Origin of the sequence: Microcystis sp. 49638_E5 (assembly GCF_021300285.1) — a bacterium.
Taxonomy (GTDB): Bacteria; Cyanobacteriota; Cyanobacteriia; order Cyanobacteriales; family Microcystaceae; genus Microcystis; species Microcystis aeruginosa_C.
On sequence record NZ_JAJTDH010000089.1, the window covers coordinates 1 to 19,827 of the forward strand.

The 19,827-nt window shown below is 41.6% G+C and carries 20 protein-coding genes and 3 pseudogenes; 15 read left to right on the top strand and 8 right to left on the bottom strand.

Annotated features, from left to right (window positions below):
- Positions 1-64: 64 nt before the first annotated feature.
- From LW728_RS19035 to cbiE, 3 genes are all read left to right on the top strand, one after another.
- Positions 65-442 (top strand): hypothetical protein, encoded by a 378-nt coding sequence (locus LW728_RS19035; RefSeq protein ID WP_287767684.1) that lies wholly within the window; start codon positions 65-67, stop codon positions 440-442.
- A 2-nt stretch (positions 443-444) separates the two neighbouring features.
- Positions 445-882, top strand: coding sequence for a carboxypeptidase-like regulatory domain-containing protein (locus LW728_RS19040; protein WP_287767686.1), 438 nt, complete (start codon positions 445-447; stop codon positions 880-882).
- A gap of 292 nt (positions 883-1,174) precedes the next feature.
- Positions 1,175-2,407, top strand: coding sequence for a precorrin-6y C5,15-methyltransferase (decarboxylating) subunit CbiE (cbiE, locus tag LW728_RS19045; RefSeq protein ID WP_287664173.1), 1,233 nt, complete (start codon positions 1,175-1,177; stop codon positions 2,405-2,407).
- Positions 2,408-2,512: 105 nt separating this feature from the next.
- Here the strand turns inward: cbiE and LW728_RS19050 are convergent.
- Both LW728_RS19050 and LW728_RS19055 read right to left on the bottom strand, forming a co-directional pair.
- Positions 2,513-2,948: pseudogene (locus tag LW728_RS19050) on the bottom strand (Uma2 family endonuclease).
- Between the two features lie 5 nt (positions 2,949-2,953).
- Positions 2,954-3,422 (bottom strand): annotated as a pseudogene (locus LW728_RS19055) (Uma2 family endonuclease).
- A 231-nt stretch (positions 3,423-3,653) separates the two neighbouring features.
- On the opposite strand from LW728_RS19055, the gene LW728_RS19060 reads away from it, so the two are divergent.
- The 4 genes from LW728_RS19060 to LW728_RS19075 all read left to right on the top strand — a co-directional run bounded on the left by LW728_RS19060 (position 3,654) and on the right by LW728_RS19075 (position 8,096).
- Entirely contained in the window at positions 3,654-4,301 is a 648-nt protein-coding gene (locus tag LW728_RS19060; protein ID WP_194014101.1) for a hypothetical protein, read from the top strand.
- 71 nt (positions 4,302-4,372) lie between these two features.
- Positions 4,373-4,624, top strand: coding sequence for a BolA family protein (locus tag LW728_RS19065; protein WP_002755721.1), 252 nt, complete (start codon positions 4,373-4,375; stop codon positions 4,622-4,624).
- 275 nt (positions 4,625-4,899) lie between these two features.
- Entirely contained in the window at positions 4,900-6,195 is a 1,296-nt protein-coding gene (locus LW728_RS19070) for a P-loop NTPase fold protein (RefSeq protein WP_287767689.1), read from the top strand.
- 335 nt (positions 6,196-6,530) lie between these two features.
- Positions 6,531-8,096 (top strand): tetratricopeptide repeat protein, encoded by a 1,566-nt coding sequence (locus LW728_RS19075; RefSeq protein WP_287767692.1) that lies wholly within the window; start codon positions 6,531-6,533, stop codon positions 8,094-8,096.
- 150 nt (positions 8,097-8,246) lie between these two features.
- Here LW728_RS19075 and LW728_RS19080 read toward each other — a convergent pair whose 3' ends face one another.
- The 3 genes from LW728_RS19080 to LW728_RS19090 form a co-directional block, all read right to left on the bottom strand.
- Positions 8,247-8,687: a DUF4164 family protein gene (locus tag LW728_RS19080; RefSeq protein WP_104397644.1), complete on the bottom strand. Its 441-nt coding sequence runs from the start codon at positions 8,685-8,687 to the stop codon at positions 8,247-8,249.
- Positions 8,688-8,846: 159 nt separating this feature from the next.
- Entirely contained in the window at positions 8,847-9,443 is a 597-nt protein-coding gene (locus LW728_RS19085; protein ID WP_287767694.1) for a PAP/fibrillin family protein, read from the bottom strand.
- A 179-nt stretch (positions 9,444-9,622) separates the two neighbouring features.
- Positions 9,623-10,186, bottom strand: coding sequence for a bilin-binding protein (locus tag LW728_RS19090; protein ID WP_108935291.1), 564 nt, complete (start codon positions 10,184-10,186; stop codon positions 9,623-9,625).
- 291 nt (positions 10,187-10,477) lie between these two features.
- Between LW728_RS19090 and rseP the strand changes: the two genes are divergently transcribed.
- The 3 genes from rseP to LW728_RS19105 all read left to right on the top strand — a co-directional run bounded on the left by rseP (position 10,478) and on the right by LW728_RS19105 (position 12,910).
- Positions 10,478-11,569: an RIP metalloprotease RseP gene (gene rseP / locus LW728_RS19095; RefSeq protein ID WP_287664514.1), complete on the top strand. Its 1,092-nt coding sequence runs from the start codon at positions 10,478-10,480 to the stop codon at positions 11,567-11,569.
- On the top strand, positions 11,569-12,225 hold the full coding sequence (nth, locus tag LW728_RS19100; RefSeq protein ID WP_043998123.1) for an endonuclease III: 657 nt from the start codon (positions 11,569-11,571) through the stop codon (positions 12,223-12,225). Before rseP ends, nth begins: the two co-directional genes overlap by 1 nt.
- 76 nt (positions 12,226-12,301) lie before the next feature.
- Positions 12,302-12,910 (top strand): rhomboid family intramembrane serine protease, encoded by a 609-nt coding sequence (locus tag LW728_RS19105; RefSeq protein ID WP_287767696.1) that lies wholly within the window; start codon positions 12,302-12,304, stop codon positions 12,908-12,910.
- Here LW728_RS19105 and LW728_RS19110 read toward each other — a convergent pair.
- Positions 12,907-13,233: an antibiotic biosynthesis monooxygenase gene (locus LW728_RS19110; protein WP_287767698.1), complete on the bottom strand. Its 327-nt coding sequence runs from the start codon at positions 13,231-13,233 to the stop codon at positions 12,907-12,909. The genes LW728_RS19105 and LW728_RS19110 overlap by 4 nt on opposite strands.
- Before the next feature lie 160 nt (positions 13,234-13,393).
- On the opposite strand from LW728_RS19110, the gene LW728_RS19115 reads away from it, so the two are divergent.
- Entirely contained in the window at positions 13,394-13,936 is a 543-nt protein-coding gene (locus LW728_RS19115) for an NADPH-dependent FMN reductase (protein ID WP_002804257.1), read from the top strand.
- Here the strand turns inward: LW728_RS19115 and folB are convergent.
- Entirely contained in the window at positions 13,923-14,279 is a 357-nt protein-coding gene (folB, locus tag LW728_RS19120; RefSeq protein ID WP_287658023.1) for a dihydroneopterin aldolase, read from the bottom strand. The genes LW728_RS19115 and folB overlap by 14 nt on opposite strands.
- 224 nt (positions 14,280-14,503) lie before the next feature.
- Positions 14,504-15,487, bottom strand: coding sequence for a glycosyltransferase family 2 protein (locus LW728_RS19125; protein WP_287767701.1), 984 nt, complete (start codon positions 15,485-15,487; stop codon positions 14,504-14,506).
- 266 nt (positions 15,488-15,753) lie between these two features.
- On the opposite strand from LW728_RS19125, the gene LW728_RS19130 reads away from it, so the two are divergent.
- From LW728_RS19130 to LW728_RS19145, 4 genes and pseudogenes are all read left to right on the top strand, one after another.
- On the top strand, positions 15,754-16,674 hold the full coding sequence (locus LW728_RS19130; protein WP_287767702.1) for a glycosyltransferase family 2 protein: 921 nt from the start codon (positions 15,754-15,756) through the stop codon (positions 16,672-16,674).
- A gap of 14 nt (positions 16,675-16,688) precedes the next feature.
- The gene (locus tag LW728_RS19135) at positions 16,689-17,648 is read left to right on the top strand and encodes a GDP-mannose 4,6-dehydratase (protein ID WP_287664500.1); all 960 of its coding nucleotides are present in this window, start codon (positions 16,689-16,691) and stop codon (positions 17,646-17,648) included.
- 2 nt (positions 17,649-17,650) lie between these two features.
- Complete coding sequence (locus tag LW728_RS19140) at positions 17,651-18,868, top strand: glycosyltransferase family 4 protein (protein WP_287767705.1); 1,218 nt, start codon at positions 17,651-17,653, stop codon at positions 18,866-18,868.
- A gap of 30 nt (positions 18,869-18,898) precedes the next feature.
- Positions 18,899-19,633, top strand: a pseudogene (locus LW728_RS19145) (glycosyltransferase family 2 protein); the annotation flags it as partial.
- Positions 19,634-19,827 lie beyond the last annotated feature (194 nt).

Here is a 19,827-nt window from a genome sequence, read left to right on the forward strand (position 1 = left end):
TCTCTTGAAGCTAATTATGATGATTATCTTGAAAAAAAATGATAATTAGACAGAAGTTCTCTATGTGAACAAGAGAACTTTATCTTCTTTTGTTTTCAAAATGAGAATTGCTGGATTTGATTTTGATGATTATGCTTTTATTGCCCTCAATGATCAAATTCAAACTTTAGCGAGTACCAATAGTTCTATCAGTACCTTAATCCCTTCTAGCACTAATTTCAGTCGTCAAGTTTCGGGGAGTTACACGCAAACCTTTAGTCCCGGAACTTACAGCATCGCTTGGGGAGTGGTTGATGTTGGCAGTTTTGACCAGACTTCGGCTCTCACCGTTAACAATGCTCAACTATTTCCATTTAATCAGCCTATTCCCGAACCCAATTCTTTATTTAGTTTGTTAGTTCCTCTCGGATTTTTTGCTGTATCATTTCTTCATCGGAGATAGACATGAACCTACTTCCTAAACAACTGACAATTACCTTATTAGCTCCCTTGATGTTATTGGTCAGTAGTTGTAGCTCAAAATTAATTTCTGCGCCGGGGATTAAGGGACGGTTTATCGAAGAGTCAACCGGAAAAACCATTGCCGGAGCTAAGGTGAGATATACTAATATAGGCGAGGGCTTGACCAAAGAGAGTATCACCGATGCGGATGGTCGTTTTATTTTTCAGCCTGAATTTACAGAGGGCTATGCAGGATATCCCACATCGCCTGTCGGTTTACGGGTAAGACTTCAACTAATGATAAAAGATAAGCACAACTTTTCATCTGTCTATCCTTCTGTGAAAAATTCTGCTTATCCTTCTGTGAAAAATACAGATGTTGATAATGCTATGATCGATGCCGGTGATATTAAAGTTAATCGGTTTTTTTTAAACCCCTAAGACCCCTTTTTTCTTGAGGTAAAATATGTCATTAAGAATCAACCAGAAAATCAATATCAGGCTCTTCGTTACTTGGTATGATTCGATCAGGGGGCATAAATCGACTAAATCCTTATATGGCAAGAGACTCAATTGATTAGCTCGTTCTAGATAGAAAACAATTGGCAAAAATCGAAGCAATGTCTTTCTGTGTAAGGGTTTTATCCTTTATAACCCCCCTCCATTGCATAACACAAACCGAAGAACCCAATATCATACTTTGATTCAGCAACAACCAAAATTTTTTTTAGACATGGCGGATCGCAATTGTCAGTCGAAATGGCTATCGATTATAGGAATTGGTGAAGATGGCTTAGAAGGGTTAAGTTCAGTAGGGCGAAGTCTGCTTTCTTTAGCATCAGTTATTGTCGGTGGTGAACGACATCTGGCAATGTTACCCCCAGAGGATCAACGGCAAAAACTGCTCTGGACTTCTCCCATCCAAGACTCTGTTAACGAGATTATCCGCCGTCGTGGTCAATCCGTCTGTGTTTTGGCCAGTGGTGATCCCATGTGCTACGGAATTGGTGTCACCCTCACCCGCCAGATTCCCCTAGAGGAAATGACGATTATTCCCTCTCCTTCTGCCTTCAGTCTTGCCTGTAGTCGTTTGGGTTGGTCCCTGAGTGAAGTGGAAACTTTGAGTTTGTGCGGTCGTCCTCCGGCTTGGTTGAATGGGGTGCTTTATCCCGGTGCTAAACTGCTGGTACTGAGTGCTGATGCCCAGACTCCGGCGCTCGCTGCTCGGCTGCTCAGGGAGGGAGGTTTTGGCGAGAGTTCCATCACGGTTTTAGAACATCTAGGGGGAACCCGAGAACGCCACATTCAAGGCATCGCCAACGATTGGCAGTTTACAAATCTGGCGGATTTAAATGTCATCGCCATTAGCTGCATCTCCTCCCATCCCCCCACCTGGGCGCCGCGCCTTCCAGGACTGCCGGATTCTGCCTACAATCATGACGGACAGTTGACAAAAAGAGAAGTTCGTGCTATCACGCTGAGTAGATTGGCTCCCCTACCCGGACAATTGCTCTGGGATGTGGGGGCGGGTTGTGGTTCCATTGCCATTGAGTGGCTGCGTAGCGATCGCCGTTGCCAGGGGATTGCGATCGAACATCATCCCACCAGATTACAATACATTGCCGATAATGCCGCCGCCCTGGGAACGCCCCATCTGCAAATCGTCGCCGGAATCGCACCGAGCGCCCTGGAAGATTTACCGCAACCGGACGCTATTTTTATTGGTGGCGGTATCACCACACCCCACCTATTGGAAACCTGTTGGTTAGCCCTGCGCCCCGGGGGTCGTCTTGTTGCCAACACTGTTACAATTGAAAGCGAATTAGTCCTCTTGCAATGGCATAGTAAATTAGGAGGGGAACTGCTGCGGATTGGCATTGAAAAAGCCGAACCGGTCGGCAAGTTTTTAGGTTGGAAAGCCATGGCCCCCGTAACCCAGTGGACTGTTGTGAAACCGAGATTGTAAATCCTTGATTTTCTCCTTGATCCCTCTTGCAAAAGCGGAACGATTAGCGAATAAACTGCGGGAATTAGGCATTAATCCTCACGATATCTAAGTTTAACTTTTGATCTAACTTTTATTGCCGAGTATTTCAATTAAAGTTAACTCTATTGCTGGAAAGGATTCAATAAAAATACTTTCACCTCGATAATATTTCTGAATATCCTGATAACTACCCTGCAGCGGATGGCGATAAACTTCTAAACATTCTTCCTTGAGATTAACGATCCAAACTTCTTTAATATTTGCCTCTGCATAAAGAGGGATTTTAGTATAGCGATCATAATCGAGGGTAGAATCGGAAACTTCAATAATTAAATAGATATCTTGAGGACAAGGATAGGCAGCAACATAAAAATCCGATCGAGGTATTAGTAAACTTAAATCTGGTTATAATTTCTCCTCGAATTAATTCCACTTTTTCATCGGGTTTGATTATTCCCTCGGTTGCCATTTTTTCGTATTCTTCCACCGTAAACTTACGCGTAATCAGTGATAAAGACATTTTAACTACACTCCTAAGATTTCTGCAATAGTGAATTCTATTGCTGGAAAGGATTCAATAAAAATACTTTCACCTCGATAATATTTCTGAATAGCTTGATAACTACCATGCAGAGGATGGCGATAAACTTCTAAACATTCTTCCTTGAGATTAACGATCCAAACTTCTTGAATATTTGCTTCCGCATAAAGAGGGATTTTAGTATAGTGATCATAATCGAGGGTAGAATCGGAAACTTCAATAATTAAATAGATATCTTGAGGACAAGGATAGGCAGCAACATAAAAATCCGATCGAGGTATTAGTAAACTTAAATCTGGTTACACTAGAAGCATGACGGGTTCCCATCGGTGACATTTTGATAATTTCTCCTCGAATTAATTCCACTTTTTCATCGGGTTTGATTATTCCTTCGGTTGCCATTTTTTCGTATTCTTCCACCGTAAACTTACGCGTAATCAGTGATAAAGACATTTTAACTAAACTCCTACTTTCTCTTTATTCTATCTGGACAGCCTTCCAACGGGTGAATTATCGGTATTTAAACCATTAATCGGGAGGAATAAACTAACTTTTTGGGGACTTGTACTGATTTTTCGGGAAAAAACAGCACTTGCCATGGCGACAAAACCGCTAGAACTAACGTCTAGAAAGCTGGGGTCGGATCGAAACTGCCCCAAAAAAGCTACTATAGGTCAGTTGTCGATGTTAAAAAAAATAGCCGTTCCCATCTGGAACATTAAGTCGAGAAATTTTATGGTTAAGCGAAAACAGCCTTATAGTTTAATTTATCTGCTCACTCTGGTGATCGGTTTAGTTATTGCGATCGCACCTGACGGACAAGCACAAACCCCCGACTCAAACACTCCTGCCAGCGATCCTAACGAATTGAAACCCTTAAATCAAGCCGATAGTGTCCTGAGTCTTCAGGGGGGACAACGTTTAGTGGAAGAAGCGAACGCCGCTATTAATGCCGCTAAATACGATGTCGCTGTGGACAAACTCAATCAAGCGCGTCGGATTTTTAACCAACTATCTAACTATCATCTGCAATTAGCTAATAGTTTCTCAGGAATTGACCCAAAAGTATTCGATTCTCAGCGTCAAAGTGCTTTAAACACCGGACAACTGCGGGATGAAGCCACCTATCAGCTTGCTTTGGTCCATAGGGCGCAAAATCAGCCAGAATTGGCGGTTCCTTTGTTAATTCAGGTGATTCAATCCCAAAACCCCACCAGTGAATTAGGACAAAAAAGCTATCAACAACTCTACGAGATGGGATTTGTCAGCACACCCATCTCCGCACCGACTCCCACATCGGCAACTCCTAACAACTCCCCCCCACGGCAGTAAATTTTGTCCCCATTGACGAGCTTTCGGTAACAATGGGATCAGAGTATCTTTAATTGTTTTGAGGAGTTAAGATGGTTGACTTTCGCCAAGTAGAAGCGATGATTCAAGAACAAATCCCCGATGCACAGGTGATGGTTCGGGATTTAACGGGAGGTGGCGATCATTTGGAAGCGGTGGTTATTTCTGGCGAATTTGCTGGCAAAACCCGCGTTAAACAGCATCAAATGGTTTATGGCGCTTTACAATCGGCACTGGCTACCGAAGCCATCCATGCTTTGGCATTAAAAACCTACACTCCCGACAGTTGGGCAGCAGAAAAATAACAGTTATCAGTTATCAGTTATCAGTTAGTTTTTTGGCTCTCTTAGGTTTGGTGGGCAAAATGTATTCTAAGATACATTCTTCCTAGCGAGCGAGTGGAAGGAACCACAAAGACACAAAGGACACAAAGATTGATCGATCCTCTGTAAGTTAAACTTATCACACAGAACCTAGAAGAGCCAACTACCCAATTCATAATTCATAATTCATAATTCATAATTCCCACACCCCACACCCTACCCCCACGAAAAACTTTTTCAGCAACCCCTAATTACTTATGGTTAGTCCTTTACTAGAACCCTTTCGAGAAGCCTATCGCAATTTGGAACTTTTACCCCTGCGATCGGATAAAGAATTACAGCGTTTTGCTGTCAAATACGGCACAGAAATTATCGACGAATTAGAACAATTGGTCGAAGATAGTCCTTCGGAAGACGGAAAAATTATTCTAGCAGGACATCGGGGTTGTGGTAAGTCAACCCTACTCTATGAATTTAAAAGAAAGTTAGATGATCGCTATTTTGTTGTTTTCTTCTCGATCTCAGACACGATCGAAATGTCAGACGTAAATCATGTTACTATTTTATTCTCGATCGCCGTTCAGATGATGTCAGAAGCGGAAGCCCAAAATTTAACTATTAAAGATTCTATGAAAAAAAGCTTTTCTCAATGGTTTACTGAACAAATTCGCACCGAAACCAATCAAGCAAATGCCACTCTCGAAACAGGTTTTAACTTTTCTACTTTACTAGCTCACATTAAAGGAATTCTCAAGATTAATTCGACTATTCGCGAGGAAATCAAACAAAAATATGAGCGGAGAATTACCGATCTAGTTGCCCAAATTAACATTATAGCTAGTGAGATCGAGTCCCAAAGTCAGAAAAAAATCTTAGTAATTGTTGATGACATTGATAAAATTGACTTAGCACAGGTAAGGGATATTTTTCAATCCCATATTAAAGCGATTAAATTGCCCGGTTTTCGGATTATTATGACTATTCCGATCGCCGCTTTAAGAGAAGTAGCTTTAAAGGCAACTCTCGAAACAGAAATCAATAATCAGATCGTGAAAATGCCTGTATATAAACTCTTTAAACAGGGAGAAATTAATGCACCTAATGCTATACCCGATCCGCAAATTATTGCTACTTTAACCGAGATTATCACTAAGCGCATCGATTCCGCTTTAATCGATCCTGACACCCTCGAAAAAATTTGTCTTTATAGTGGGGGAGTGTTACGAGAATTAATTCGCATTACTAATGATTGCTGTCGGGTTTGTTTGCGATCGGTTCGTCGTTATCCCGATGATAATACCCTAAAAATTGATCAAGCTGTTCTAGAACAATCAATCACAGAACTTAGTCTCGATTTTGCTGAAAGTATCGGTACAGCAGATGAGGAAATTATTAAAACTGTTTATGAAAAGTTAAAACCGAAGGATCTCAAGGATCAAAATTTTCTAGATCTGTTGCATGGTTTATATATTTTGGAATACCGCAATGGCGATCTCTGGTATAACGTGCATCCGATTGTGGTTGAGTTAATGAAAAAAAGAGGAACAATTTGAATGGGATAAGTAAGTAGTTATAATTAAATTGAAGATGGATCCCCCCTTGATAAGGGGGGTGCGGATCACTCCTTGATCCCCCCTTGATAAGGGGGGTGCGGATCCCCCCTTGATCCCCCCTTGATAAGGGGGGTGCGGATCCCCCCTTGATCCCCCCTTGATAAGGGGGGTGCGGATCCCCCTTTGATCCCCCCTTGATAAGGGGGGTGCGGATCCCCCTTTGATCCCCCCTTGATAAGGGGGGTGCGGATCCCCCCTTGATCCGTAGGGTTGATTCATGAATCAACCCTACCTAATGGGGGTATCTGACAGTTTTTAACAGCTATCCACTTATTATGAATAATGAAACATCTTCAATTATTGACCAAAATGAAAGAGAATACGAAGGTTTAATCGTGTCTCTAGAGGCAAATCAAGAGAGATTAAATATATTGATTTGTGTGTGTGATCAGGAAAAATTGCGAGAAGAAATCATCGATCGCTATAGCAAAGAATTAGAACCAGTAATCCCTTGTTATCGGATTGATTTAGATCAAAAAGAACCGAGTTTAAGAGCAGCCATTGCTAGTTTAGTCTCCAGAAAACCAGAGTTACTACAAAGCAAAAACGCCGTGATCACAACCACAGGAGTGGAAAAATTACACTCGATCGAATGGCAACAGGAAAAATCGGAACTAGATAAATTTTTTGGTTATCTGCAATGGACAAGGGAAGGACTGCGAGAATTTCCCTATTCCATTGTTCTTTGGGTAACAAGCACAGTGGAGGTAAATTTACGCAAAAAGTCCCCCGATTTTTGGAGTTGGAGAAAAGGAGTTTTTCGCTTTATTTCTCCTCCAAGTAACTTTTTACCTTGTCAGGAAATTTTACCAATTTTACAATCTTTTGACGAAATTACTATAGATAAAGATATTCCTTTAATCTCTAGGGAAGACTTGTTAGAACTAATCGAGCAAATCGAGGTAAATAAAGGCAAAAAAGAGCCAAGACTAGCGAGTTTATATGCCAGTTTAGCTAAGATTTATACCCTTCGTTTATTAAATCTGCCATTGTCAGATTATCGTCAGGAACAACAGCTTGCGATCGAGTATTATCAAAAAGCGATCAATTTACAAAAAGAGTTAAATCTAGAACTTGATTTAGTTGCGAGTCTCGACTCATTGGCAGATATTTATTATTCCAGAGGAGAATACCAAAAAGCGATCAAAAGTTGTCAACAGTCCTTAGCAATCAAAGGAGAAATGGGTGATCGGGTGGGTGAAGCGAAATCCTACATAGGTTTAGGCAATCTTTACAGTTCCCTAAGAGAATACCAAAAAGCGATCGAGTTTTATCAACAGTCCTTAGCAATAAGTCGAGAAATCGAAGATCCGTCGAGAGAAGCGAATTCCTACAATAATTTAGGCACTGTTTACGATTCCCTAGGAGAATACCAAAAAGCGATCGAGTTTTATCAACAGTCCTTAGCAATCAAACGGGAAATCGGTGATCGGGGGGGTGAAGCGAATTCCTACAATAATTTAGGCGCTGTTTACTATTCCCTAGGAGAATACCAAAAAGCGATCAAGTTTCATCAACAGTCCTTAGCAATCACACGGGAAATCGATGATCGGGGGGGTGAAGCGAAATCCTACGGTAATTTAGGCAATGTTTACTATTCCCTAGGAGAATACCAAAAAGCGATCGAGTTTTATCAACAGTCCTTAGCAATAAGTCGAGAAATCGGTGATCGGGGGGGTGAAGCGAAATCTTGGTTTAATCTGGGGTTTACCTACTATAAACTCAAACGTATATCGGAAGCGAAAGAAGCATTTCTTCAGTCGCGGGAATTATTTCAAGCATTGGAGTTAGCAGCAAAGGTTCAAAAGTGCGATCAGGCAATTCGGAGATTAGAAACCTGAAAATATCCCTTAATCGTTGCTTTCTTTCTGGGGGTGGTTAAGTTTCCTTTAGTTGTAAATTGGTTAGACATCCCTTATTTTTAACCTGAGTTTGACATCTGCTAATTTCCCCTCATAACTACCCTAAAGTGAGAAATTATAGTAATATTTCTAAGGATTACCAGAAAAGAAAGAGCGCCACGCTGCCGTTCCGATCGCTCCTCCTAAAAGAATAATTAACGTCCAAACTTGATTTTTTTGGGTTCCTTCCACCTTTTCTAGTCTTCTATCCATCCCATCGACTTTCTCAGTTAGTTTTGCTTGTCCTACCTCTAGCTTAGTTAGCCGTTCGTCGATCTTATCAAATTTCTGGTTAAAATCCTTCTGTAGGCTGTCAAATTTCTGGTTAACATCTTGTTGCAAGGTGTCGATTTTTTGGTTAACTTCCTTCTGTAGGCTGTCAAATTTCTGGTTAACATCCTGTTGCAAGGTGTCGATTTTTTGGGTGACATCTCTTTGTAGGGTATCGATTTTTTGGTTAACCTCCTTGATGCTGTCTTTGATTTCCTTGAGTACAGATTCAAGACTATAAGTAACGGTTTCGTTAGACATTTTGGTAAAATTCCTGGGAGTAATGATAGTACAATAATTTGATTTTAATCCTAAATCTGGTTATTAGAAACTGATTACCTATTGCCTAGTATTTAGTCTTATGGTAATAAGTAGCTGGTTATAATTAAATTAAAAATGGATTTTAGGTTCGATCCCCCCTTAATCCCCCCTTGATAAGGGGGGTGCCGATCCCCCCTTAATCCCCCCTTGATAAGGGGGGTGGAGATCTTCATCGAGATAGGTGATATCGAGCCAACCTTTTTGTTCACGATTATTGAAGGAAAAATCGAGGGGAGGAAATTTTTTGCCACTTTCGATCGCGTCGATAAATTCTTGGGGAGAATGATAATTGAGAAAACGTTGCAGACCGAGGATCGAGCGCTCAAATTTGACCATGACCCGACGCTCGGATGTGGGTTCAAAGGTAGCGGCGACGATCACTGCTCCTTCTAACCAAGGTACGCCCGTAATTTCAGCAATATTGTAGAGTTTGGCCTTGTTCAGGTCAAGATATTGATAAATTTGCCCCAATTGAAAAAAAGGTAGGCGATCTAGTCCCAGAATGTCGCGGCTGCTGGTGAATAGTAAACGCCAATTGCCCCCTAATAGTTGTTTAACTTCGAGGGGATGAGGATGGGGATTGTGGTCCTCCAATTGTTCGATCGCCGCTAAAATCCGCACGCGGTCGCTTTCCGTGGCCAGGAGTCCGCGATTTCTACCAGCGATCAATTCTAGTAATTTCGCTTTGGCATCCATAGAATCTCCCTCATTTTATAAAGTACCTCGACCCGCCAGGCACTCGATCGAGGTTTTTGGTGGCCCTAAGAGGCCCATCCGCGCCGATGATTTCATGGGTTCAACGGAGTTTTAACCTCGGTGAGCGGCATTTTTAACTGTTGGCCTCACTATTTTAACACGGATTAAATGCCTCGGTTTTAAAACTTTTTCATAACCGCAATTAAGTGATCAAAATAGGGAGTAATTGCGGTTTTTTCTGAGTCGCTAAAATAATCTAAACTGTATTGTTTTAAGGCTTCTAACCCCGAAATCATCGCCCCTAATGGTACTTGCAATTCTTGGTAAAGAAGACGCATATTTTCCAATCCCTCGGCGCTGGTGTAGGGAATCTGCTGTCCGGCGACACCGTAGGTAATACAACGTAAAAAGTTCCAGAAATCACGCCAACAAGCTTCGGCACGGTGGGGTGGATGAAGATCGCCTCCGGGTTGAAAAATGGTGGGAAATTGGCTTAATAAAGCCTGACGAGCGTTATCGACGATACTATTAGCATTATCCCGCAGTTTTCGAGCTTGCTGACTAGAAACCAGTAAATCAGGCTCTAAATTGACGATAGTATCTAAATCACTATCATCGAGATAGCGAGTTTGATCATCCGCTTGTTGCCAAACAGCGATCGCTGCTTGCTGATAGGGCCAATTGGCGAAACTGATGATTCTCGCTTTTGGGATTAATTGCTGGGCGCGCTCACTCAAAGGCATCGATCGCTCTCCGTCGGGTCAAATTAGGCGGTTAAGATCACTTTTAGCATAAGTAGCTGGTTATAATTAAATTAAAAATGGATTTTAGGTTCGATCCCCCCTGAGTCCCCCCTTGATAAGGGGGGTGCCGATCCCCCCTTAGTCCCCCCTTGATAAGGGGGGCATCTGATAATTTTTAACGCCTACCTAATTAAATGATCGAAAAATTAGCGATAACTAGAGATTTTTTGCAATCTGCCCGGGAGGATCGCTTACAATTAACAAAAGCTAATTCATTATATTTTGATCATCATGTCAGTTTTAATAGCGATCGGTGTCCTTGCCCTATTAATTGTCGTTCACGAATTAGGTCATTTTGCCGCTGCTCGTTGGCAATCTATCCATGTTAATCGCTTTTCCATCGGTTTTGGTCCAGCTTTAGCTAAATATCAAGGTAAAGAAACAGAATACGCCCTCCGCGCCATTCCTTTAGGGGGTTACGTTGGTTTTCCCGATGACGATCCCGATAGTCAAATTCCTAATAACGATCCTGATTTATTACGCAATCGTCCTGTTTTCGATCGAGCTATCGTCATTAGTGCGGGAGTAATTGCTAATTTAATTTTTGCCTATTTTTTGCTTGTTACCCAAGTCGCTACGGTGGGTTTTCCCCAAATTAACTATCAAGAAGGGGTAATTATTCCAGAGGTTTTCACTGCTGAAAATTCCGTCGCTAAACAAGCGGGAATACAAGCGGGTGATATTGTTCTCGCTATCAATGATCAGCCCCTTGGTGCTTCTCAGAATGCCATTATTGACTTCCGTGACATTATTCAATCTTCCCCCGATCAACCCCTAAAATTAACCATCAAACGCCCCACAGAAACTCTCGATTTAATCGTTACTCCTGAATTGGGAAGTGATGGTCAGGGTAAAATTGGGGTGAGATTGGCTCCTAACGGTGAAGAAACTCGCCTGAAAGCCGATAATTTTGGTCAAGCTTTTAGCTTAGGTGCGGGTGAATTTCAACGATTAATTGTATTAACCGTGCAAGGTTTTGGGCAGTTAGTTAGTAACTTCAAAGACAGTGTTCAACAGGTAGCAGGACCGGTTAAAATTGTTGAATACGGAGCAGCAATCGCTCGTAATGATGCGGGTAATCTTTTTCAATTTGCCGCCCTAATTAGTATTAACTTAGCGGTGATTAATATTCTGCCTTTACCTGCTCTTGATGGTGGTCAGTTGGTATTTTTATTAATCGAGGCTTTAGTAGGTAAACCTCTCCCAACTAAACTGCAAGATAACATCATGCAAACAGGTCTAGTTTTACTCTTAGGATTAGGAGTTTTCTTAATCGTGCGCGACACGGCTAACCTAGCAGTTTTTCAGGATTTATTCCAGTGATGGCCCCGCGAAAAAAAACTCAGCTTCAAATGCGCGCCCTAGAGATTTTAAGCAACTTAAAGCGATTATATCCAGAGGCAACCTGTAGCTTAAATTATCAAACTCCCGTGCAGTTATTGGTGGCAGTGATTCTATCGGCACAATGCACTGATGAGCGGGTAAATAAGGTGACTCCTGCTTTATTCGCTCGTTTTCCCGATGCTAAATCCTTAGCTTTTGCCGAGCGAGAGGAGTTAGAAACTCTGATTCGTTCCACGGGATTCTATCGCAATAAAGCCAAAAATATTCAGGGTGCTTGTCAAAAAATTCTTAAGGATTTTCAGGGGGAAGTACCCAAGACAATGGAGGAATTATTAACTTTACCCGGAGTAGCTAGAAAAACGGCTAATGTGGTACTTGCTCACGCTTACGCGATTATTGAGGGGGTGACAGTAGATACCCACGTTAAGCGCTTAAGTAATCGTTTGGGTTTAACTACTAATAACGATCCGGTGAAAATTGAACGGGATTTAATGGCTTTACTACCTCAACCAGATTGGGAAACTTTTTCTATTAGTATTATTTACCACGGCCGGGCCGTTTGTAAAGCAAGAAATCCCGCTTGTTTTTCCTGTCAATTAGCCTCTCTTTGTCCCGCAGCAAACAGTAAACAGTAAACTGAAAACTCACACCTGATAACTGGTAACTGAATCACTGATAACTGATAACTGATAACTGATCTGGGGGGTTATAATGGGAAAAAATAGCTCATCCATCAATCTTATGAGTCAAGGATCACGGCAAGAAATAAAAACCCAAGCAATAATCCTCGCTACCTTTGTGGCGATTTTTTGGCTGTTAGAGATTTTAGATCAATTTGTTTTTCGGGGCAGTTTAGACAATTTCGGGATTATGCCCCATCAAGTCATCGGATTGCGGGGTATTCTGTTCGCACCTTTCCTACACCGTGACTTTCCCCATCTTATTGCTAATACGGTTCCTTTCCTGATTCTCGGTTGGTTGGTGATGTTACAGGAAACCAGCGACTTTTTTATTGTGACTGGGTTAACTATGCTGGTGGGGGGGTTAGGAGTCTGGTTATTTGCTGCTCCCGGATCCATCCATATCGGGGCAAGTATTTTGATTTTTGGCTATTTAGGTTTTTTATTACTGCGGGGCTATTTCCAGAGAAATATTCCTTCTATACTCTTGTCAATTTTAGTCTTTTTACTCTACGGTGGCACAATTTGGGGCGTTTTGCCTTCCCGTCCGGGGATTTCTTGGCAAGGACATTTATTCGGTTTTCTAGGCGGGGTTTTAGCCGCCAAATTAATCGCCACCGAAAAGAAACATTATCCCTAAACGGGGGAACCTTCTATCTCGCTACATACTTCGTAAAAATCGGTGACAGGCGGTTTTGCAAATAGAGGAGCCATGGATTTCAGCAATAATTCATGGTCTTCGCTTTTATTTGCCTCCATATCATCAATTTTATCCCAGATGATCACGGCAATTCCTTCGTCGGTTCCGGGTTTTTGCAACAGAAAAGCTCCTTGGAATCCCGTGGAATAGGTGGAAACGGCCTTTTCGTAGAGTTTTTGGGCCTCGGAAAAACACCCCGGTTTGAATTCACCAATAGCCACATAGGCATATTTATGTTTGAGAAAATCGAGAAATTCTGGCATGGCAATCAGGGGAAATGGAATAAATCTTTCTTTCTACTCTCATTAAAACTTAGATCGATCGCTCCCTCCGCCCCATCGACATATTTTTTTAACTAAGCTTCCCCAATTGTCTCTTTTTTTGTTAGCTTATATGTAGTCGTTATGAGTTTGTATAAGTTCTATGATCAAAATCGTTGGTATTAATGGCAGTTTACGCAGCGGATCCTATAGTGCGATGGCGTTAGAAGTTGCTATCAGTCGATTAGGGGCGTTAGGAGTAGAAACGGAGATAATTGACCTAAGAAAACTCTCTTTACCCTTCTGTAACGGGGGAGATGACTATTCTGACTATCCCGATGTAGCCAAAATGCAGCAAACGGTTAAATCGGCAGCGGGATTAATTTTGGCGACACCGGAATATCATGGTAGTGTCAGTGGTGTGATGAAGAATGCCCTAGATTTAATGAGTTTTGAGGAGTTATCGGGAAAGGTTGCTGGGTTAATCAGTGTTTTAGGCGGCCAATCCAATAGTAACGCCCTCAATGATTTAAGAATTATTCTCCGTTGGGTTCATGCTTGGGTAATTCCGGAACAAATTAGCTTAGGACAAGCGTGGAAAGTCTTCAACGAAGAAGGAAAAATCCTTGACGAGAAGCTTTCCCAACGTTTTGACGCTTTTGCGCGAAGTTTAGTCGATAATACGCGTAAACTCAACGAGATCTAGTGATATCGATGGTGATTTTACCGGTAAAGTTGGGAATTGGGGCGGCGGGTTTCGATAATTGTACTCTTACCTGTCGCACGCCCTCGAGTTGTAGGATATCCTCAGCGATAACCGTGGCCAATTTTTCCACGAGGGCAAATTTGCTGGTTTCAATCTGGTGTTTGACAATTTTGATCGCCTGTCGATAATCTAGAGTATCTTCAATCGCGTCACTTTTGCCAGCAATGCTGATATCAACTTCTAGGGATAAATCCACCTCAAACCATTGACCTAAAACCTGTTCTTCGGCCAGATATCCTGTGTAACCGTAGGCACGAATTCCTGTAACGTGAATAGTATCCATAGATAGTTAAATTAAAAAACTGGTAGCGTTGGTCACAAAGATGAAGTGTAACCTAATTTGGTATCGACGGCCGACTCGCCAAAAGGAAAACTTCCTACCCGACCATTAAGATAACTGCCAAGTAAGTGGTTCTAATTAAATAGAAGATATATCCCCCCTATATCCCCCCTTGATAAGGGGGGTGTCTGACAATTTTTAACACCTACCTACTTATAAGTTATAGTTTATACGGCTCTCACCTGTTCAGCGTAATCTTTGGGGCGTAGTTGACGGAAACCTTGAAAAGCTAATTGTCTCAAGTTGAGAGGTAAATAGGAAAGCAGTAAACCCAGTCTAGCTCGTCGGGATTTTCCTGACAATTGCGAGGCTTTTTCTATTAAAACTCGCCCGGCTTCGCTTTCTCCCTTTTCAATTAATTTTATCCCCAAACATTCCTGTAAAAAAGCCGCCTTTTTCACTCTTTCTTCCTCTAATTTTACATCTTTAAAGTGATAACTTTCTGTACAAAACAATTTTGCTTGCAAAAAGTGAACCGCTTGTTTTAAGCTAGTTTGACCGCCATGAAAACGATATTCCATTAATAATTCTGGCAGAAAATAAGCTTGTTTTCCCGCTAAAGCTAAACGCACCAATAAATCAAAATCTTCACAACCATCAGCTTGAGAGCGCATATAATCCACATCGGCTAAAGATTGATAACGAAAAAGAGTCGAACCCACCTGTAAACTTTGATAGGAAAAAGTTTGTCTTTCTAAATCGGGAATAATCCCTTTTTGTAATCTGTCCTTGCCCCATTTGGCTGAATTTTCTTGGGTTGCCGCTGCCACTTTTTGTCCAAATTTATCAATAATCCAGTGATCGGTACAGACAAAATCAACCTTTTTTTCTTGATCTAAAATAGGTACAGTTTTCGCTAAAAATTCGGGAGTTAGTCCATCATCATCATCGAATTTAATAAAATATTCTCCCCGAGCAGCCGTAAAACCCGATCGCATATTTAAACTTCTGCCAAGATTTTGGGGATGACGCAGATAAATTATTCTCGAATCCTGAAATGCTGCCACCACTTCTGGGGTACGATCAGAAGAACCATCATCACAAACAATTAACTCAAAATCTTCATAAGTCTGCCCCAAGACACTATTAATCGAATAGCTGAGATAATCGGCGCGGTTATAGGTGGGAATACAAACAGTTACTTTCGGCATAATATTTTCAGTAATCAGTAATCAGTTATCAGTGGAGAGTGTTATAGCAGTTATCTTAATGGTGAGATAGGAAGTTTTCCTTTTGGGCAGTCGGTCGTCAATACCAAATTAGGTTATACTTCATCTTTACGAGAAACGCTATCAGTAAAAAGCAATCTCCTGTCTCCTGTCTCGGAGTCTCCTGTCTCCGGGTTAAAAAAGCATTTTTACATTTTTCTAAAGGGATGTTAAGTTTTAGGGTATTGGAATGAGTAACCTTGATAGCCATGGCTCCTAAAATAGCAGGGATTATCTGTACCCACAACCGCGATCACTACCTAGCAGCAGCGATCGATAGTCTTTTGGCGCAAACTTGCCCAGATTGTGAGATTTTAGTGGTTGATAACGCATCTACCGATAAAACCCGTCAAGTGGCCGAGTCGCGTCTGGGAGATGGGCGGCTAAAATACGTTTACGAACCTATTTTAGGGCTATCTACCGCCAGAAATCGCGGGGCGAGGGAAACTAGAGCGCCGATTTTAGCCTATTTGGATGACGATGCGATCGCTAGTCCTCAATGGTTGCAAATTCTGTTAAATGCCTACGAAAATAACCAAAAACTGGCAGTAGCAGGGGGAAAAGTCACCTTAATTTGGCCGCAAGGCTACAGTCAACCCAATTGGTTATCCGATGAGTTAGCAGGGGGTTTAGGGGCTTTCGATTTGGGCGACAATGTGGTATACATTAGCCAGGCGAATTTAACTCCGCGAGGGGTTAATTACTCGATTCGGCGAGATTTCTTGGAGAATATTGGCGGTTTTGACCCTAATTTGGGAAGAATTGGTAAAAAACTTCTCTCTAACGAGGAATTATACACTACAGAACTAGCAATCGCCCAGGGATGGCAAGTGGGCTATTTTCCCGCAGCATTGGTGGAACACAATGTTGCCCCAGAAAGAATCAATCGTCAATGGTTTATGCGTCGCAGTTGGTGGCAAGGCATCAGCGAACACTACCGGGAAGAAGTGGCAGGAAAGACGGGATTGGCCCAATTTAGGCGAGGAGGTGAGCGTTTGCTGAGAGGATTGGTTAAATATGTCAAATTTATCAATGATCCCGCTAAAAGCTTTGATAATCTTCTCTATGCCTACGGACAAATCGGTTATTTAAGCGAGGCCGCCAAGGCGATGTTAAACCTTCAAAAGTAAATTATTGTAAACAAATGGGTAAAAAAGCGTTAATTTGTGGTATATCGGGGCAGGATGGAGCCTACCTAGCCGAATTACTGTTAAAAGCCGGCTATACAGTTTGTGGCACCTCCCGGGATGCCCAAATGTCCTCTTTTAGTAACCTGAAACGTTTGGGAATCAAGGAACAGGTAAAACTAGAATCAATGGCACTGAATGACTTTCGCAGTGTCCTACAGGTCTTAATTAAAATTCAGCCCGATGAGGTCTATAATTTGGCTGGACAAAGTTCTGTCGGTTTATCTTTTGAGCAGCCAGTGGAAACCTTAGAAAGTATTGCCACGGGAACCTTAAATCTCTTAGAAGCAATTCGATTTACCAGAGCAAAAATTAAATTATATAATGCCGGGTCGAGTGAATGTTTCGGGGATATCGGCGATAATTCTGCCGATGAAAATACCCCTTTTCGTCCTCGCAGTCCCTACGCTGTGGCTAAATCGGCGGCTTTTTGGGAAGTGGCTAATTATCGAGAAGCCTACGGAATTTTTGCCTGTTCAGGCATACTTTTTAATCATGAATCTCCCCTACGTCCCGAGCGCTTTGTTACCCAAAAAATTATCGCTGCCGTGGCTAGAATTGCCCAGGGAATTCCTGAGACTTTACACTTAGGAAATATGGATATTCAAAGGGATTGGGGTTGGGCGCCAGAGTACGTTAAAGCGATGTATTTAATGCTGCAACAGGAGCAACCCGATGATTACGTCATTGCCACGGGAGAAAGTTCAAAACTAGAGGATTTTGTCGCCACAGCTTTTGCTACTGTTGGCTTAAATTGGCAAGATCATGTAATTTCTGATCGAAGTTTATTAAGACCAACAGATTTAGCCATTAGTCGAGGTAATCCCCGCAAAGCTAAGGAAAAATTAGGTTGGCAAGCACAATACAAAATGACCGATATTGTCCGCATGATGGTAGAAAATCGTTTAGAGGAATAGCTATGAATATCTTAATGATTAGTTCCACCTTTCCCTATCCACCTAGCAAAGGAGGAACTCAGGGCAGAACTTTTAATTTACTCAAATATCTCAGCAAAAATCATGATATTACTCTCATCGTTCAGCGTACTGCTGATGTCAGCGATGAGGAGGTAGGAAAGTTAGGTAAATTTGTTAGTGAATTGGTAGTTTTTCCCCGTCCTCGAGATGCCAAAACTGGAATAATTTCTAAACTGCAAAGATTAGCTCAATTCCTGCAAACGGGAACACCTCCCAATGTACTTTTTGGCTATTCTCAAGAGATGCAGAACTGGATAGATAGGGCAGTTAAGAGTCAAAAATTCCCAGTAATTACCAGTGAACATAGCGTTAATGAAATTTATATTCGTCCCCAATGGAAACAGCAAATTAGGACAGTAATTGATGTGCATAGTTCCCTCTATCAAACTGGCAAAAGTCAATTAGAAATTGGGGTTTCTAGTCAAGAATTACGGGATCGTCTCTACCTTCCTCTCCTGCGTCGCTACGAACAAAAAACTGTGCAGAAATTCTCAAAAATTGTCGTCACCACCGATGATGATCAAAAACAAATGGAAGAATTTGCCCCCAATGGAGAGATTTATTTAATTCCTAATGCAGTCGATTTAGATTTATTTCCCTATCGTACCGAGGAGCCTTCTGGACATAATTTAGTTTTTCTCGGTGGGTTAGATTATTGGGTTAATATCGATGCGGCCTGTTTTTTAGCTAGGGAAATTTTACCTCGTATTCAAATTACTTATCCCGATACTACTTTAACTCTAGTCGGTGCTAATCCATCCCTAGAAGTGCAAGAATTAACTAAGTTAAAAGGAGTAATTGTGACGGGACGAGTACCATCAATGACCACCTATCTTCATCAGGCAACTGTGGCAGTTATTCCCCTAAGAACAGGTTTTGGAATGAAGTTTAAAACCCTAGAATCTATGGCTGCGGGGGTGCCAGTGGTAGCCAGCGATCGAGGTTTAGAAGGATTAACAGTGGAAGGAAATAATGTTCCTCTAGCAGCCTTAAGGGCTAATAGTATTGAGGAATATTGTACGGCGATTAGTAGTCTTTTTGAATCGGCAGAGTTACGAGAAAAATTATCTAGAAATGCTCGCAAGTTAATTGAAGATAATTATACTTGGCAGCAAGCAGCCGCTAAGTACGAACAAGTTTTAACTGCTGATATTTGTTAGAAAATTTCTCTAATTTTTTTGTAAATTAATATGCTATCAAATCAAATACCGGTGAAAATATCTGTTGTTGTTCCTCTGTATAACGAAGAAGAAAATATCGATGCTCTCTTTGGGCGACTTTTAGCGGTTTTAGAGGCACTAAATACCAGTTATGAGGTCGTTTGCGTCAATGATGGTAGTCGTGACAATACTCTCAAAAATCTCGTGGAATATCATCAACGTTACCCACAAATTAAAGTGGTTAATTTATCCCGTAATTTTGGTAAAGATATTGCCATGTCAGCAGGAATTGATTACAGTCAAGGAATGGCAGTCATTCCTATTGATGCTGATTTACAAGCTCCCCCCGAATTAATTGCCGAAATGATCGAAAAATGGCAGCAGGGTTATGATGTGGTTTATGCGTCCCGTCGGGTTAGAATTGGCGAAAGTTGGTTGAAACGTTTCACCGCAGAAGGTTTCTATCAAGTTATTAATAAATTAAGTCGGGTTCCTATTCCCCCTAATACAGGAGATTTGCGCTTGATTGATCGCCGAGTGGTAGAATCAATTAAAAAGATGCCCGAACGTCAAAGATTTATGAAAGGAATATTTGCTTGGGTGGGATATAAACAGACATCAATTTTATTCGATCGAGAACCCCGGTATCAAGGACAAACTAAATGGAATTACTGGAAATTATGGAATTTTGCCATCGATGGTATTACATCTTTTAGTTTTTTGCCTCTGAAGGTCTGGACCTATGTAGGATTTATCATTGCATTTAAGTAGGTAGGCGTTAAAAGTTGTCAGATGCCCCCCTTATCAAGGGGGGATTAAGGGGGGATCGGCACCCCCCTTATCAAGGTAGGGCTGTTTCATTCTCCCATCAGAATATCAAAAGTAAAAGCGATCACTATCAGGTAAAATGAGGAGTGACCGCCAACCTTTCAAATATATGTTGAGCTTAATAGAAAAAC